Origin of the sequence: Frateuria sp., assembly GCF_013362045.1 — a bacterium.
Classification (GTDB): Bacteria; Pseudomonadota; Gammaproteobacteria; order Xanthomonadales; family Rhodanobacteraceae; genus Frateuria_A.
Genome location: NZ_JABFWW010000271.1, coordinates 1 through 15718 on the forward strand (window position 1 = coordinate 1; position 15718 = coordinate 15718).

At 70.5% G+C, this 15718-nt stretch carries 17 protein-coding genes and 1 pseudogene; 11 read left to right on the forward strand and 7 right to left on the reverse strand.

The window, feature by feature from the left end:
- The 4 genes from HOQ08_RS13105 to HOQ08_RS13120 all read left to right on the forward strand — a co-directional run.
- The coding region (locus tag HOQ08_RS13105) for a glycosyltransferase (RefSeq protein ID WP_291195645.1) at positions 1-378 on the forward strand (378 nt) is incomplete at its 5' end.
- Positions 375-1016, forward strand: coding sequence for a polysaccharide deacetylase family protein (locus HOQ08_RS13110; protein WP_291195647.1), 642 nt, complete (start codon positions 375-377; stop codon positions 1014-1016). The genes HOQ08_RS13105 and HOQ08_RS13110, both read left to right, overlap by 4 nt.
- Positions 1013-2176, forward strand: a complete 1164-nt coding sequence (locus HOQ08_RS13115) for a glycosyltransferase family 4 protein (protein WP_291195650.1) — start codon at positions 1013-1015, stop codon at positions 2174-2176. Before HOQ08_RS13110 ends, HOQ08_RS13115 begins: the two co-directional genes overlap by 4 nt.
- Complete coding sequence (locus tag HOQ08_RS13120; protein ID WP_291195653.1) at positions 2176-3375, forward strand: hypothetical protein; 1200 nt, start codon at positions 2176-2178, stop codon at positions 3373-3375. The genes HOQ08_RS13115 and HOQ08_RS13120 overlap by 1 nt, the downstream gene beginning before the upstream one ends.
- Before the next feature lie 11 nt (positions 3376-3386).
- Here the strand turns inward: HOQ08_RS13120 and HOQ08_RS13125 are convergent, their stop codons facing one another.
- The 6 genes from HOQ08_RS13125 to HOQ08_RS13150 all read right to left on the reverse strand — a co-directional run bounded on the left by HOQ08_RS13125 (position 3387) and on the right by HOQ08_RS13150 (position 9366).
- Positions 3387-4232, reverse strand: coding sequence for an alpha/beta hydrolase (locus tag HOQ08_RS13125; protein ID WP_291195656.1), 846 nt, complete (start codon positions 4230-4232; stop codon positions 3387-3389).
- Positions 4229-4996: an alpha/beta fold hydrolase gene (locus HOQ08_RS13130; protein WP_291195659.1), complete on the reverse strand. Its 768-nt coding sequence runs from the start codon at positions 4994-4996 to the stop codon at positions 4229-4231. The genes HOQ08_RS13125 and HOQ08_RS13130 overlap by 4 nt, the downstream gene beginning before the upstream one ends.
- The gene (locus HOQ08_RS13135; RefSeq protein ID WP_291195662.1) at positions 4993-6300 is read right to left on the reverse strand and encodes a hypothetical protein; all 1308 of its coding nucleotides are present in this window, start codon (positions 6298-6300) and stop codon (positions 4993-4995) included. The genes HOQ08_RS13130 and HOQ08_RS13135 overlap by 4 nt, the downstream gene beginning before the upstream one ends.
- A gap of 68 nt (positions 6301-6368) precedes the next feature.
- Entirely contained in the window at positions 6369-7157 is a 789-nt protein-coding gene (locus HOQ08_RS13140) for a polysaccharide biosynthesis protein (protein WP_291195664.1), read from the reverse strand.
- Positions 7154-8704: an XrtA system polysaccharide chain length determinant gene (locus tag HOQ08_RS13145; RefSeq protein WP_291195668.1), complete on the reverse strand. Its 1551-nt coding sequence runs from the start codon at positions 8702-8704 to the stop codon at positions 7154-7156. Before HOQ08_RS13145 ends, HOQ08_RS13140 begins: the two co-directional genes overlap by 4 nt.
- Before the next feature lie 38 nt (positions 8705-8742).
- A complete protein-coding gene (locus HOQ08_RS13150) occupies positions 8743-9366 on the reverse strand; it encodes an XrtA/PEP-CTERM system exopolysaccharide export protein (RefSeq protein WP_291195671.1) in 624 nt (207 codons plus the stop codon).
- Between the two features lie 197 nt (positions 9367-9563).
- On the opposite strand from HOQ08_RS13150, the gene dusA reads away from it, so the two are divergent.
- From dusA to HOQ08_RS13170, 4 genes are all read left to right on the forward strand, one after another.
- Positions 9564-10556: a tRNA dihydrouridine(20/20a) synthase DusA gene (dusA, locus tag HOQ08_RS13155; RefSeq protein WP_291195675.1), complete on the forward strand. Its 993-nt coding sequence runs from the start codon at positions 9564-9566 to the stop codon at positions 10554-10556.
- Between the two features lie 134 nt (positions 10557-10690).
- Entirely contained in the window at positions 10691-10993 is a 303-nt protein-coding gene (locus HOQ08_RS13160; RefSeq protein WP_291195678.1) for a hypothetical protein, read from the forward strand.
- Entirely contained in the window at positions 10993-11685 is a 693-nt protein-coding gene (locus tag HOQ08_RS13165; RefSeq protein ID WP_291195681.1) for a response regulator transcription factor, read from the forward strand. Before HOQ08_RS13160 ends, HOQ08_RS13165 begins: the two co-directional genes overlap by 1 nt.
- A 79-nt stretch (positions 11686-11764) precedes the next feature.
- Positions 11765-13141, forward strand: coding sequence for a sensor histidine kinase (locus HOQ08_RS13170; RefSeq protein ID WP_291195684.1), 1377 nt, complete (start codon positions 11765-11767; stop codon positions 13139-13141).
- A 46-nt stretch (positions 13142-13187) separates the two neighbouring features.
- On the opposite strand, the gene HOQ08_RS13175 is transcribed toward HOQ08_RS13170, so the two are convergent.
- Positions 13188-13490, reverse strand: a complete 303-nt coding sequence (locus tag HOQ08_RS13175; RefSeq protein WP_291195687.1) for a hypothetical protein — start codon at positions 13488-13490, stop codon at positions 13188-13190.
- A 184-nt stretch (positions 13491-13674) separates the two neighbouring features.
- Here HOQ08_RS13175 and HOQ08_RS13180 point away from each other — a divergent pair, with 184 nt between their 5' ends.
- From HOQ08_RS13180 to HOQ08_RS13190, 3 genes and pseudogenes are all read left to right on the forward strand, one after another.
- Entirely contained in the window at positions 13675-14649 is a 975-nt protein-coding gene (locus HOQ08_RS13180; protein WP_291195690.1) for a biotin--[acetyl-CoA-carboxylase] ligase, read from the forward strand.
- Positions 14646-15401 carry a type III pantothenate kinase gene (locus tag HOQ08_RS13185; RefSeq protein WP_291195692.1) on the forward strand — a complete coding sequence of 252 codons (756 nt, stop codon included), beginning with the start codon at positions 14646-14648 and terminating at the stop codon, positions 15399-15401. The genes HOQ08_RS13180 and HOQ08_RS13185 overlap by 4 nt, the downstream gene beginning before the upstream one ends.
- A gap of 26 nt (positions 15402-15427) precedes the next feature.
- Positions 15428-15718, forward strand: a pseudogene (locus HOQ08_RS13190) (SPOR domain-containing protein); the annotation flags it as partial.

The window sequence follows — 15718 nt, forward strand, 5'->3', positions numbered from 1 at the left end:
GTGCAGCTGGCCGGCGCGATGCCGCATGCCGCGCTGCCGGACTGGTTCCGCGCCGCCGACGTGTTGTGCCTGCCCAGCCACAACGAGGGCGTGCCCAACGTGGTGCTGGAGGCGATGGCCTGCGGCACGCCGGTAGTGGCCACGCGCGTGGGCGGCATCCCCGAAGTGGTGCCCGGACACGCCGGCCGGCTGGTGCCGCTGGGTGATCGCGCGGCGCTCTCCGAAGCTCTGGTCGACGCCGCCACGCGCGAATGGGACATCGCCGCCATCGCTGCGCACGCGCGCGGCTTCAGCTGGGAGGCGAACATCGAGCGGCTGGACGCCGTGCTGCAGCAGGCCGCCGTGCGTGCCGGCACCGTGGCGGAGGCGACCGGATGAGACTCAAGCCGTCGCGCCGGCAACTGCTGGGCCTGCTGCCCGAGCGCCTGGTGCTGGTGCGCGGGCCGCGCGAGCCGGGTGCGCTCTACCTCACCTTCGACGACGGCCCGCATCCGGAGCACACGCCCCGGCTGCTGGACCTGCTGGCCCGGCACGCTGCGCGGGCAAGCTTTTTCCTGGTCGGCCAGCGGGTCGAGCGGCACCCCGCGCTGGTCGAGCGCATCGTGGCGGAGGGCCACGCCCTGGGCAATCACTCCTACAGTCATCCGATGTTCCACCGGCTCGGGCTGCGCCAGCAGCTGGAGGAGGTGGAGCGCACCGACCGCCTGCTGGCGGATTTCGACGGTGTCGGCCGGTACCGCTTCCGGCCGCCGCGCGGCAGCGTGTCGCCGTCGCTGCTGCTCGCCTTCGCGCGCCGAGGTCGCGGCATCGCCTACTGGTCCTACGACAGCCTGGACTACCAGTCGCGCCCGCCCGAAGAACTGGCCGCGCGGCTGGCGCGCCGGCCGCCGGCCGACGGCGACATCGTGCTGATGCACGACGACAGCGGCTGCTCGGCGCAGATCCTTGAGCGCATGCTGCCGGCCTGGCGGGCGACCGGTCGCCAACTGAAGGCGCTGCCGGCGGTGCGCGCATGAGGATCCTCTACCACCACCGCACCCGCGGCCGCGACGTCGAGGGCGTGCACATCCGCGGCGTGGTCAACGCATTGCGCGCGCTGGGACACGAGGTCAGCGTGCTGTCCTTTCCCGGTGCCGACCCGGAGCAGGAACAGGCCAACACGTCGTCGCATAAGGGCAAGGGCCGCCTGGGCGCGTGGGTGTCGCGCATGCCGGGCGTGCTGTTCGAGGTGCTGGAGCTCACCTACAACCTGGTCACGCTGGTGCGCATGCGCCGCGCCTTTGCGCGCCTGAGACCGCAGCTGGTGTACGAGCGCTATTCGCTGTTCCTGTTCGCCACCGTGTGGCTGGCACGCCGGCGCGGCATCCCGGTGATCCTGGAGATCAACGACTCGGCGCTGGTCGAGCGCGTGCGGCCGCTGTGGCTCAAGACCTTCGCGCGGCGCATCGAAGGCTGGTGCCTGCGCCGTTGCACCGGGCTGGTGTTCATCTCCAGCTACTTCAGGCAGCAGGCCGAGCAAGCCTATGGGGCGATCGCGCCATCGGTGGTCTCGCCCAACGCGGCGGACCTGTCGCACTTCGACCCGGCGCGCCACGACCGCGAACGGCTGCGCGCCGAGCGCGGCGTGGCGGGCAGGGTGGTGTGCGGCTACGTCGGCGCGTTCGTGCACTGGCACGGCGTCAACGGCTTCGTCGAGGCGATCGCCGCGCGCCTGGCCGAGTCGCCCGAGCTGGTATTGCTGCTGGTCGGCGATGGCCGCTCGATGGGCGAAGTGCGCGCGCTGGTGGAGGCGCGAGGTCTTTGCGACCGCATCCTGCTGCCCGGCCGCGTGCCGCACGCCGACATACCCTCCTGGATCGCCTGCATGGACTACGCGGTGTTGCCCGATTCCAACCATTACGGCTCGCCCGTGAAATTGTTCGAGTTCATGGCGATGGGCGTGGCCATGGTGGCGCCCGACTACGTGCCGGTGGCCGAGGTGGTCGCCGACGGGCAGACCGGCTGGCTGTTCCCGCACCGGCAACTGGATGCCTGCGTCGAGCGCGTGCTGGAACTGGCGATGCGCCCCGACGAGCGCCGGCGAACCGGCGCGGCGGCGCGCGAATACATCGTGCGCGAGCGGCAGTGGCGCAACAACGCCGAGCAGTTGCTCGGCCTGCTGCCGGAGGCTGGCTGATGCTCGCATTCCTCGCCATCGCCGTGGCGGCCGTGCTGCTCGTCATCGCCGCGCTCGCGCTGGCGATCCGCTCGCGCAACATGCAGATCTGGCTGGGCGGCTACCTGCGCCGACGGCCGCCCGTGCCGCCCGCAGAGGGTCCGGTGCACGTGATTTTCTGCTTCGTCGATCACTTCGAGCCCAACTGGGGCCGTGTCGACCTGGCCACCCAGCGCGCGCGCGTCGACCGCTGGTGCCGCGACTACCGCGCGTTGGCCGGTCGCCACCGCGACGCCGATGGCCGCCCGCCACAGCACAGCTTCTTCTACCCGGAGGAGGAGTACGTCGAGGAACACCTGGACAAGTTGGCCGCCCTCTGTGCCGAGGGCTACGGCGAGATCGAGATCCACCTGCACCACGACAACGACACGGCGGACAACTTCACCGCCACCATCGACCGCTTCAACAAGCTGCTGCACGACCGCCACGGCGCGCTGGCGCGCGACCCGATCACCGGAGCGCTGCGCTTCGGCTTCATCCACGGCAACTGGTGCCTGGACAATTCGCGCGCCGACGGGCGCTGGTGCGGCATCAACAACGAGCTGGTGCTGCTGCGCGAGCTGGGCTGCTACGCCGACTTCACGCTGCCGTCCGCACCCAGCGAAACGCAGACGCGCATGGTCAACGCGATCTACTACGCCGCCGACGATCCAAACCGGCCCAAGTCGCACGACACCGGCGTGCCGGTGCGCGTGGGCGGCACGCCCAGCGGCGACCTGATGATCGTGCAGGGGCCGCTGGGGCTGAACTGGCGCGAGCGGCGCTTCGGGCTGATCCCGCGCATCGAGAACGCCGACGTGCGCCGCGGCTGCCCGCCCACGCCCGCGCGCGTCGACCATTGGGTGCGCACCGGCATCCACGTCGAAGGGCGGCCCGAATGGGTGTTCGTCAAGGTGCACACCCACGGTACCCAGGAGCGCGACATGGACACGCTGCTGGGCGAGGCCGCCGACGCCATGCACGCGCACCTGGAGCACGCGTACAACGACGGAGCGCGCCACGTGTTGCATTACGTGACCGCGCGCGAGATGTACAACATCATCAAGGCGGCCGAAGCCGGTCGCCGCGGCAATCCGGGTGACTACCGCGACTTCGAGCTGCCGCCACCGCCGCATCGGATGGGCAGGGTGGCCGCCGCCGCGGGCACCGTGGCGGCGTAGGGGGGGCTCGCCTAGACCTGCAGCGCCGGCTCCGCTGCCTCCGCCGGCGCCGCCGGGAAGGTTTGCAGCAGCCAGTGCTCGACATGGTCGAACATGCGCTCGCGGTCGCACAGCAGCGTGTAGGTGTGGTCGGTGCCCTCGAGGAGGTCCATGCGCACCGCGGGATGGCCGGCAACGGCGCGGCCATAGCATTCGCGGAACTGGCGCGGGTGGTTGAACTGCTCGCCGATGCCGCCGCTGTAGACGAAATAGAACCTGAGCCCGCGCGCCAGCATGGCGGCCAGCTCGCGGCGCACCTGCGTGCGCGGCGGATAGACGCTGCCGAAGGAGACCTCCTCCGGCTCGGCCGCCTGGCGCAGCTTGCGCGCGAGGAAGCCGCGCCAGCGCGCCGGGCTGAGCAGCCGCGGCAGGTAATGGCGCAGCCGGAAGCCGGCCGTGCGGTAGATGTAGCCGTCCAGGAAGACCGCGCCGGCGACGCCCGCCTCGGTGCAGGCGGCGGTGTGCGCCGCCTGCGCGCCGCGGCACAGGCCGATCAGCACGAAGCGCGTACAGCCGGCACGGCGCCCGAGCAGCGCCATCGCATCGACCACGTCGGCGCGGATCTGCTGTTCGCGCGAGCCGATTTCCGCACTGGCGCCGCTGTCGCCGAGCGTGGAGAGGTCCAGCCGCAGGGTCGGGTAGCCGCGCGCGTTGAGCCGGCGGGTCAGTTCCACGTGCAGGCGGAACGGGCCGATGCGGTGTATCAGCCCGGCATTGAGCACGATCACGCCCACCGCGCCGTGCGCGGCCGGCGGCAGGCCGGCCACGCCCACCAGGTGCTGGGCGCGGCCGAAGCGGAAGGCGCGCTCGGGCGTCACGCGACCTGCTCCAGCGCTCCGCGCACCAGTTGCAACAGGCCGGGCGCCAAGATCGCGTGTTCCAGCCGGTGCAGGTCGTCCCATTGCGTGGCCGGCTGCATCGCGACCACGCGGGCGCCGGCCTCGGCCAGCGGCGACCAGCCTTCGGGTGCCGGCAGCGAGTCGATCACCAGCGTCGGCACCCGCGCCGGCTGCGCACCCCAGGCGGCCAGCTGGCTGCGCCAGCGCGGGCTGACCGCAAAGCCCAGCCATTGCCCGGCCGTATCCTGCAGCGAACGCGGCCGGGTGTAGTGCATCGGATCGGTGCGCAGCTCCTCCTGCAGCCGGTCGAGCGTGGCCACGTGGCGCGCGCCATCGAGCACCGGGTCCCACAGGATCAGTTGCGCGAAGCCTGCCGTCGACGCCGCGGCCAGCGCGAGGCTGCCCCCCAACTGCGCACCGAAACCCACCACCAGGGCGCAGCCGCTGCGAACGCGCAGTTCGGCCGCCGCACTGCGGATGTCCTCCAGGCAGTGCTGCCAGTCCAGCGCCAGGCTGTCACCGGCCGAGTCGCCGCTGCCGCGATAGTCGAAGCGCAATGCGGGGATCCCCCGCACGGCCAGGCCGGCCGCCAGCTGGCGGTAGACCCGGTGGGTGCGCACCAGCGCCTGGCCCAGCGGCGGGCACAGCAGCATGCCGACACGCGCGTGCCCGACAACGCCGTGGTACATCCCCATCAGCGCCGCGTCGTAGCCGAACTGGCAGGGCTCCGATGCCGGCGTCATCGCTGGTAGACGATTCCGAAATAGGCTTCCCTCGCGTGATAGCGGCCGTTCGGATCGGTGCTGGTGCGGCGACGATCGACCAGCGACAGGCGCCAGCTCCAGTGGGTGCTGTATACCTGGCGCAGGCCGATGCCGAGGTTGCGCGTGGTGTCGCGGCGCGCCAGCGCCCGGTAGTCGATGCGCTCGACGTTGGCGAACGCCGAAAGGGTCAGCCGCTCGCGCAGGCGATAGTCCAGGCCGGCATCGCCGCCGCGGCCGGTCTGGTCGGGATTGACCGCTTCGATGTAGTGCAGCTTGCGGTACCACGGCGACAGGCTGAACGTGAGGCGCTCGCCGCCATAGCTGTAGTAGCCGCTGACACGCCGCTCCAGGTAGGCCGCCGAGGCAATCACCGCGCCGCCGGTGTGGATGCCTGCCGGCGCGCTCGGCAGGGTGCCCTCCTGCGTGGGGCCGATCATCGCGATGAGGTCCTGCGCGGCATCGGAATATTGGCGCATGTAGGAAAGCCCGAGCATGTTGCGTGCGGTGGCATGCCAATCGACCGTGGCCCGCATCAGCGGGTCGGAGATGGTGCGGCCGCCATCGAAGCGGACGCGCGACCAGCCCACGGCCGCATCCAGGTCGACGTGCGCCAGCTTGCGCGTGTAGCGGGCGAACACCTGGTCGCGCCGGTAATCGGTCTCGCTCGCCTCGTCGAATTGCACCTGCTGGCTTTCGAGGTTGAGCGACAGCTGGCTGGTCGGCGAGATGTCGCGCGACAGCCGCAGCGCGCCCTGGCCGCGCGACGAGTTGAACTGGGTGGTGCGCGAGGCGCGGCTGCCGATGTAGTGCAGTTCGGCCTCGCCGCGCATCGCGCGTCCGAGGTTGAAGTGCAGGGTGGGGCCCAGCATGAGCACGTTGGTCTGCTGCTGGTTGCCCGGTGCGTCGCTGGAAAGCGTGGAGAGCGGCTGCACGCTGGCGTAGTCCTGCGCGACGAAGTCCAACCGTTCGGGCAGTATCGTCCAGTTCGCCAGTCCGGCCAGCTCGCCGAGCTTCTGGTTGGCGTACGCGCCGCCGAGGTAGTCGCGGTATTCGGCCGCGCCCGTCACGTGCGCCTGCAGGGTGGCGCCCTGTTCGTCGTAGCCGAAGCCGAAACCGGGAACCAGCACCCACTGGCTGACCGGTGCGGTAGCACTGAGGTTGATATTGTCGCTGTGCTCGACCCCCGCATACAGCGAATAGTCGAACTGGCCGGCGACCACCGGGCCGGATGCGAGCGCCAGCGCCAGCGGGAGCGCACGGGCAAGCCGGTTGGATGGGGACATGCTGCCTCCTGCAATGGATCCTGCGGCGGGCACGCCCGGCGAGGCCGCCGGCGCGTCGCCGCGGGGCCTCAGGGCGTTTGGTTGAACACCACGCCGGCCAGCTTCTCCGGCTCGAAATGGGCGGCCGTCTGGCTGATCGCGGCGGGCGTGTCGCGGCCGTAGCCGGCGACCACCACCACGAAATCGGCCAGGTCGGACAGGATCCGTGCGTCCGGCGATCCCTTGATGGCCGGGCCGTCGAGAAACAGGTAACGGTCGGGGTAACGGTTCTGCAGCTCCCCGAGCAGCGCACGCATGCGGAAGGAAGAGAAGTACTCGCCGCCGTTCTCGCGCGCCCCGCCCACCGGGATCAGCCGCAGGCGCGGCACGCCGGTGGCATAGATCTTCGAGCGGATGCCCTGCGCGGGGTGCTCCAGGTAGTCGATCAGTCCGCCGTCGGCCGGCTCCACGCCCAGCGCGCGATGCTGTTCGGGATAGCGCAGGTTGCAGTCGATCAGCAGGCTGGTCCTGGCCTCGTCGAAGGCGAAGGCCGCGGCCAGGTTGCGCGCCACGAAGCTGGCGCCCGAACGCGGGCTGACGGCAGCCACCAGCGTGGTGAAGTTGCGGCCGCCGCCCATGCCCAGCAGGCGGGTGCGGATCTCGCGGAAGGTGTCCGACTGCGCGCGGCCGCCGGCCTCGCGGTGGATCAGCCGGCGCTGTTCGAGCTGCTGCGGCACCAGTGCGCGAGGCTCGGTCATCCGCGCAATGGTGCTGCTTGGCACCGTCTGCGGCAGGCCGGCATCGCCGTCCGGCTCGCCCAGATCCGGGTCATCCGCCCGCACCGGTTCGGTCAGCAGCGATTCGTCCGACGGTTTCATGCCGCCCCCCTGAGCTTGAGCACGAAGACGACCAGGTAGGCCGCGCCGACCAGCGCCAGGATCAGCAGCAGGGCGAGGTTGCCCAGGCGCCGGTGGCGGCGGTCCTGTGGCGTGGCGTAGTAGGGCACGGTGGCCAGCGTGGGCAAGCCGGTGAGCCGTTCGAGCTGCTCGGCCGAGCGCACGCGCGGGTCGAACCGGGCGATGCCGAACAGCAGGCCCAGCGGCAGGGCCAGGCCCAGGGCGATGCCGGCCAGCCCGAAATGCATGAAGCGCAGGCCGGTGGGCGTCAGCGGCATGATCGCCGGGTTCTGCACGATGAAGGTCAGGCCCTGCTGCTTGGCATCCAGGTTCATCGACACGCGCGCGTTCTCGCGGCGCTTGAGCAGGTCCTGGTAGACGTCGCGGTTGACGTCGTAGTCGCGGGTCAGTTCGGCGGTGGCGTTCTCCGAACCGGCGATGCGGCGGCTGCGCTCCAGTTCCTGCTGCAGCATCGCCTGGCTTGCATTCATTCGCGCGGTGGTGGCGGCGATGTCGCCGCGCAGCGCCGACAGGTTGCTCTTCAGCTGCTGGTACAACGGATTGAATTGCACGTTCGCGTCCAGCGCCGCCGGCGTGCCGCGGGCTGCGGGGGCGGCCTTGCGTTGCTCCGCCTGGGCCAGCTGCTGCTGCAGGTCCTGCATCTGGTGGCGCACGCGCACCACGTCGGGGTATTCGGGCGTGTAGGCGAGCAGCAGCTTGTCCAGCTGCGCCTGCAGCTCGGCCAGCTGCGCGCGGTAGAAGCCCTCGGTGGTCTGCACCGCAGTCACCTCCGATTCGCCGGAGAGCTGCGCCACCAGCGACGCCTCCTGCGAGCGCTTCTCCATCAGGTCCATGCGCGCGTTTTCCACCTGCGAACGCAACTCGTTGACGCGTGCGGCGGTGGCCGCGTCGCTGCCCGGGCGCGCGTCGGCGTTGTTCTCGCGGTAGGCCTTGAGCTTGTCCTCGGCGCTGGTGAGCTTGCGCTTGTACGCTTCGACCTGGTTGTCGATGAACTCGAACGCTTCGCGGCTCTCGCGCTGCTTGGAAGCCAGGCTTTCGCTGATGAACAGCTGCCCGAACAGGCGCGTCACCTCATAGGTGCGCACCGGATCGGAGTCGTAGTAGCTGATGGTCAGCAGGTTGTCGCGCGAGAACTGCACGCTGGTGCGTGCCTTGATGCCGTGGATGATGTTGTCCACTTCCACCGGGGTGGGGTGGCCCTCCAGCCAGCCGCCGCCGGCCAGCACCTGGTCCATCACCTTGCGGCTGAGGATCACCGCGCGGGCGATGCCCGCGCGGTTGGCGTTGGCGGTGGGCGTGGCGGCACCCTGCATCAGCGGCGCGATGATGTTGCTCTCCTGCACCAGGATGGTGGTGGAGGCCTCGTACTTCTTCGGCCACAGCACGCCGGCCGCCAGCGCGGCCAGCGCGATCAGCGCGAAGACCAGTCCCAGCGCAACCCGCCGCCGGCGGCTTTCTTCCACCAGCACCGGCAGCAATGCCTGGATCGAGGTTGGTTGTTCGTTCATGGCCTTGCCACTCCTCCCTGAGGTCCCCCTGCGCGTCCTCAGAAGGCGCGCTGCGGCACCGTGATCACGTCGCCCGGCTGCAGCGGATAGTTGGTGGCCATCTCGCCGCGCTCGAGGATCCTCGCCAGGCGCACCGAATAGGATTGGCTCGCGCCCTCGCCGGCATGGCGATAGAGCTCGGTGCGGTCGGGCGAGGCGAACTCGGTGACGCCGCCGGCGGCCAGCACCACATCCAGCACGGTCATGCCCTGCCGGTAGGGCAGCGAGACCGGAGTGCGCACGGCGCCGGTCACGCGCACGCGCGAAAGATATTCATGGCTGCGCAACTGGGTCAGGATCACCGCGACCTGCGGATCGCGCACATAGGCCTTGAGCTTGTCGCGGATGGTGGCGGCCACCTCTTCGGGCGTCCGCCCGCCCGCCTGCACGTCGCCGATCAGCGGCACCGTGATGCGGCCGTCGGGGCGCACCGGCACCGCGACGCTGAGGTCGGGGTTGTGCCAGACCGATATCTGCAGCTGATCGTCCACCCCGATGCGGTAGGTGCTGACGGCCATCGCCTGCGCGTCGAGCCGAGGCGGCTGTGTCGTCCCGCTGGTCGATGCGCAACCGGTCAGTATAAGAACAAACAGCAGTGCGGTGAGCCGCCCCAGGTGCCTCATGGCCATCCCTTTCCCCGAAACTGTGTACTAGACGTTAGCACAAGGTAAATGCGCCCGGTGACAGGGGCGTGGCGGCGACCCTGGCGCCGCGGGCGCTTACGGTGAACGGGCTGCCGCAACCTGCACCGCAACGGGCGTCCCGGACAGCTGAGCTGCCCGGCGGATGCCGGAGAAAGCCGCCAGAGCGGCCACGTACAATGGGCGGCATGAGCGCGTCCCTTGCCCCAGCCGATCTCCGCCTGTGCGTCGCCCCGATGATGGACTGGACCGACCGGCACTGCCGTTATTTCCACCGCATCCTCTCGCCGCATGCGCGCCTGTACACCGAGATGGTGACCAGCGCGGCGCTGGTGCGCGGCGGCCAGCTGCGCCTGCTCGAGCACAGCCAGCAGGAGCATCCCGTGGCGCTGCAGCTGGGCGGCAGCGAACCGGAAGAGCTGGCACAGGCCGCGCGGCTGGGTGCGCGTGCCGGCTACGACGAGATCAACCTCAACGTGGGCTGCCCGTCCGACCGTGTGCAGTCGGGGCGCTTCGGCGCCTGCCTGATGCGCGAGCCCGGGCTGGTGGGCGAGTGCGTCCGCGCGATGCGCGAGGCGGTGGACGTGCCGGTGACGGTCAAGTGCCGCATCGGCGTGGACGACCAGGACGACTACGCCGACCTGCAGCACTTCACCGGTGCCATGCTCGAGGCTGGCCTCGGGGTGCTGGTGGTGCATGCGCGCAAGGCCTGGCTCAAGGGCCTGAGCCCGAAGGAGAACCGCGAGGTCCCGCCGCTGGACTACGCGCGCGTCTATCGCCTCAAGCGCGAATTTCCGCAACTGGTCGTGGTGATCAACGGCGGCATCACCACGGTCGAAGCGGTGCGGGCGCACCTGGCCCACGTCGACGGGGTCATGCTGGGGCGCGCCGCCTACCACGATCCCTATCTGCTCGCGCGGCTCGAGGCGGCCCTGTACGGGGCCCCGCTGCCCGCACGCGAGGAGGTGCTCGGCCACCTGCGCCCTTACGTCGAGGCGGAGCTCAGGCGCGGCACCGCGCTCAAGCACATCAGCCGGCACCTGCTGGGGCTGTACCAGGGCGAGCCCGGCGCGCGTGCGTTCCGGCGTGCGCTGAGCGAGGGTGCACACCTGCCCGATGCCGGCTGGAGCCTGCTCGAACGGGCCGCTGGCGGCCGCCGGGAGGCGGCGTGACCGCCGACGCCCCAACCAGGGCCCGCCCCTTGGCGGGGACGCGGAGGCATGCCCGTGGCTTCCATCCGGGGATCGTTCAGGCCCGCCTGCCTAGGCTGGCATTCATTTGCATACGGGCCGCCGCCTTGCCGACGATGTTCTTCCGACTGTTGCTGGCCTGCCTGCCTGCGCTGCTGCTTGCCGCCCCCGCGCATGCCGAGCCGCAGGAGAAGGCGACGTTGACGCTGGAGGAAGCCGTGGCCAAGGTGCAACAAGAGACCGGCGGTAAGATATTGTCCGCCGACCCGCGCCGGCTCGGCCGCCGGACCGAGTACCGCATCAAGGTGCTCACGCCGGAAGGGCATGTGCGGGTCATAGCGATTTCGTCCGAGGCCCCGCCCATGGGCACGGGCAAGAACCCGGCCGGCAACGGTGCAGGCAACAAGGAGAAACACTGATGCGCATCCTATTGGTCGAGGACGAGGCGCCCTTGCGCGAAACCCTCGCCGCGCGCCTGAAGCGCGACGGCTTCGCGGTCGATGCCGCGCAGGACGGCGAGGAAGGCATCTACCTGGGCCGCGAGGTGCCCTTCGACCTGGCGATCATCGATCTGGGCCTGCCCAAGATGTCGGGCATGGACCTGGTCAAGGCGTTGCGCGAGGCCGGCCAGCGCTATCCGATCCTGATCCTGACCGCGCGCGGCAGCTGGCAGGACAAGGTCGAGGGCCTCAAGCACGGCGCCGACGACTACCTGGTCAAGCCGTTCCATGTCGAGGAACTGCTGGCGCGCATCAACGCGCTGGTGCGCCGCGCCAGCGGCTGGTCCAAGCCGGTGCTGGCCTGCGGTCCGATCAAGCTGGACACCACCGCGCAGACGGTGGTGGTGGAAGGCAAGCCGGTCGACCTCACCAGCTACGAGTACAAGGTGCTCGAATACCTGATGCTGCATGCAGGCGAGCTGGTGTCCAAGGCCGACCTTACCGAGCACATCTACCAGCAGGACTTCGACCGCGATTCGAACGTGCTGGAGGTCTTCATCGGCCGCCTGCGCCGCAAGCTGGATCCGGACAGTGCGCTCAAGCCGATCGAAACCGTGCGTGGGCGCGGCTACCGCTTCGCCATTCCCCGCAGCGACGGCGACGACGACTGAGCGTTCGCCCTTGGTCCTGCGGCGGCCACTGCACACGCACCTTTCGCGCCGGCCGCCGAGCCCGGGCGGGCGCTGATTCGTGTCCACCCCCCGTCCGTACTCGCTGGCCGCGCGCGCGGCCATTGCCACCGGCCTGGTGCTGGCCGGCTTCCTCGGCCTGGTGGGCCTGACGCTCTCGCGCGCCAACCACGAGAGTGCGCTCAACAACCTGCACGACCGGCTGCAGAACTACGTGGTGGCGTACCTGGCCGGCACCGAGGTATCGCGCTACGGCAAGGTGCTACCGCCCGACGCTCCGCCTGATCCAAGTTTTTCCCAGCCCGGCTCCGGACTGTATGCCGTGGTGGTGGGCGACAAGGGTTTCCGCTGGGTATCCTCCTCGGCGATCGGCCGTGACTTCAGCTTTCTCAAGGAGCTCACGCCCGGACAGAGCCGCTTCGTTGGTCCCGTCGACACGCGCATGGGGCGGCTCTACTACTACGCCTTCGGCGTGGCGTGGGACGTGCCGGACAAGAAGCCGCTCCGGCTCACTTTCATGGTGGCGCAGACCGAGGGCCAGTTCGAGGGCGAGAACGCGGTCTACCGGCGCACGCTGGTCGGCATGCTCTCGATCCTGGGCGTGATGCTGATCGTGCTGCAGCTGTTGCTGCTGCGCTGGAGCCTGACGCCGCTGCGCAAGGTCGCCACCGACATGGCCCGCGTCGAGCGCGGCAAGAGCGACCATCTGGACAGCCAGTACCCGCTGGAGCTGACGGCGCTCACCGAGCGCATCAACGCCTTCATCGACTCCGAGCGTGAACAGCGCACGCGCACCCGCAACACCCTGGCCGACCTGGCGCACAGCCTGAAGACGCCGTTGGCGGTGATCCGCTCGCGGCTCGAATTAGCCGGCAACGAGCCGAACCTGCGCGCCGACGTACTCGACCAGGTGCGGCGCATGGACGAACTGGTCGCCTACCAGCTCGCCCGCGCCGCCACCTCCGGCCGGCAGACCTTTGCCAGCGCGGTGCCGATCGCCGGCCATGCGGAAGACCTGGTGCGCAGCCTGGAGAAGGTCTACGCCGCCAAGAACGTCCTCTGCGAATTCGAGATGGACGAGGGCGCGGCCTTCTACGGCGAGCAGGGCGACTTGCTGGAGTTGATGGGCAACCTGCTGGAAAACGCCTTCAAGTGGGCCGGCCATCGCGTGCTGCTGGTGGTCACGGCCCAGCCGCAACCGGGCCGCCAGCGCCCTGGCCTGTGGCTGAGCGTGGAGGACGACGGCCCCGGCATCGCGCAGGACAAGATCGAGAAGGTGCTCCAGCGCGGCGTGCGCGGCGACGAGCGCGTGCAAGGCCACGGTATCGGCCTGTCGATCGTGCAGGACATCGTCAAGGCCTACCGCGGCGAGCTGGTGGTGGACCGCTCGCCCGAGTTCGGCGGTGCGCGCTTCAGCGTGAACCTGCCGGCGAGCTGACACCCGTCCGGGCGTGGCCGCCCCAGGGAGAAACGGCAGTGTCGCCTTACTGGATCGACCCTGGCAGCAACGACTGCCAACCTAGGCCGCCGTGGTGGCTGGCGCGCGGATGCGACATGGAGCCGCCGCCGCCGCCGGAATCGACGTTGTCGCCCGCGGGTTCGGAGGGAATGCAGTCGTGGTTGGTGGCGGAGGTGTCGTTGCCGGTGCTGCCGCCGCCCTCGTGGCTGGCGCTGTCGAGCGTGGCACGCGGGGCGGTCGGGTCCTGCGTGGTCACGTCCATGGCCGCGGCGGTACCCACGCCGGACAGCGCGAGCAGGCATGCGAACAGGCAGCGATTCAGTCCCATGGCGACCAACCCCTTGATCCACCAGCCAAGGGCCGGATCGTCGCAGAAACGTGAGGGCGTTGCCAGTGCCCGATCCGGCGCGCTTCGCCGGACGTTGCACCGGGCAGAGCGGCTAGAATCGGCCGATGCGCGCGATCCTTTCGTTTATCTCCCTTGCCAGGTCCGACCTTGGAGTGACCGGCTGATGCAGGCACGGCAACTGCTTGCCGTCCTGGCCGCCGGCGAGGCGATTTCCGGCGCCCAGCTGGCCGACCAGGCCGGCGTCACCCGCGCGGCGATCTGGAAGCAGGTCGAGGCGTTGCGCTCGCGCGGCGTGCCGGTCGAGGCCCGTGGCGCCGCCGGTTACCGGTTGCCATGGCCGGTGCAACTGCTGGACGTATCGCGCATCCGTGCCGCCCTGCCGCGTGCCTGCGCATCCCGGCTCGGTGCGCTCGAGGTGCACTGGGAGCTCGATTCCACCTCCAGCGAGCTGCAGCGCCGCCTGGGCGAGGCGGCGGACCTCAGCGTGGTGCTGGCCGAAACGCAGACCGCCGGCCGCGGCCGGCGCGGCCGCAGCTGGCTGTCGCCGCCGGGCCTCAATCTCTACCTGTCCTGCCTGAAGCGCTTCGACCGCGGCTTCGCCACCCTGTCGGGGCTCTCGCTGGCGGTGGGCGTCATGGTGCTGCGCGCGATCGAATCGTTCGGCATCGAAGGCGCGGGGCTCAAATGGCCCAACGACGTGCTGGCCGCCGATGGCAAGCTGGCCGGCGTGCTGGTCGAGCTGAGCGGCGAGTACCAGGGGCCGTGCGCCGCGATCATCGGCGTAGGCCTCAACCTGCGCCTGACCGATCCGCTGCGCGACCAGGCCGGGCAACCGGCCAGCGACCTGGCCACGCTGGCCGGCGGCGATCCGCCGGATCGCAACAAGATGGCGGCGCGGTTGATTGCCGCCCTGGCCGATGGCCTGCGCGAATTCGAGCGGCACGGCTTCGCGTCCTTTGCGGAGGATTACGCCCGCCATGACCTGCTGGCCGGCCGATCGCTCAAGCTCAGCGGCGCGCAAGGCCACTTCGAGGGTGTCGGCGCCGGGGTCGACGCCCGCGGCGCGCTGCGGGTGCGCGTGGCCGGAGGCGAGGTCAGGTCCATCGACAGCGCCGACGTCACGGTGCGCCGCGCGTGAGGTTGCTGCTCGACCTGGGCAATACGCGGTTGAAGTGGGCGCTCGAGCGCGCCGGCCGCTGGTCCGCCGATGGCGCGGCCGCCTGGAGCGAAGACCTCGCGCTGCTCGGGGCCACCTGGCAGGCACTGCCGAAGCCTGAAGCGGCTTTCGGCGCGTCGGTGGTCGACGATGCGCGCGAGCAGGCCGTCGCTGCCCAGGTGCGCAGCCTGTTCGGGCTCGAAGTCACCTGGCTGCGCACACCCGCAAGCGCCTGCGGCGTGCGCAATGCCTATCCCGAGCCGGCACGGCTGGGCGTGGACCGCTTCCTGGCGATGGTCGCCGCGCACGCCGCCGGCGCGGGCGACTGCGTGCTGGTCGGCGTCGGCACGGCGCTCACCCTGGACGCGCTGGCCGCCGATGGTCAGCACCTCGGCGGCCTGATCGCGCCCGGTCCGCGGCTGATGCAGCAGGCCCTGCTCGGCGCCACCGCGCAGGTGCGCCCGCGCAGCGACGGCATGCTGGTCGATGCGGCGGACAACACCGCCGATGCGGTGTTGTCCGGCTGCTGGCAAGCCGCCGCCGCGCTGGTCGAGCGCTTCGTGGCGCGAATGGCGCCGCGTCTTGGGAGCATGCCGGCCTTGCGGCTGGACGGCGGCGATGCACCGGGCCTGGCACCGTTGCTGGAACTGCCCTCCAGCGTGATCGAACACGGTGTGCTGCACGGCCTGGCGGTGTGGGTGCAGACACAATCGGGCGCCGCACGCGGGCACTAGAATGGCCCCGTCCAAGGGGGAGTCCGATGTTCCTGCGCCTGCTGTTCGTCCTGCTGATCGCGCTCAATATCGCCGTCGGCGCATGGCTGCTGCTCGGTCAGGACGACGTCCACGGGCGCAGCATCGCCGACCCGGGCGTGCCGGTGCTGCACCTGTTGTCCGAGCAGCCGCCTGCGCCAGCCAGTGCGGGCAGCACTCCGGCGGTGCCGCCCGCACCGGTGCCTGCCGCGGCCGGCACGGGCATCCCGCAGACCCGTTGCCTCGCGATCGGCCCATTCGCCACGCCGCAGGACCTGCGCAACGCCCGCGCGGTGCTC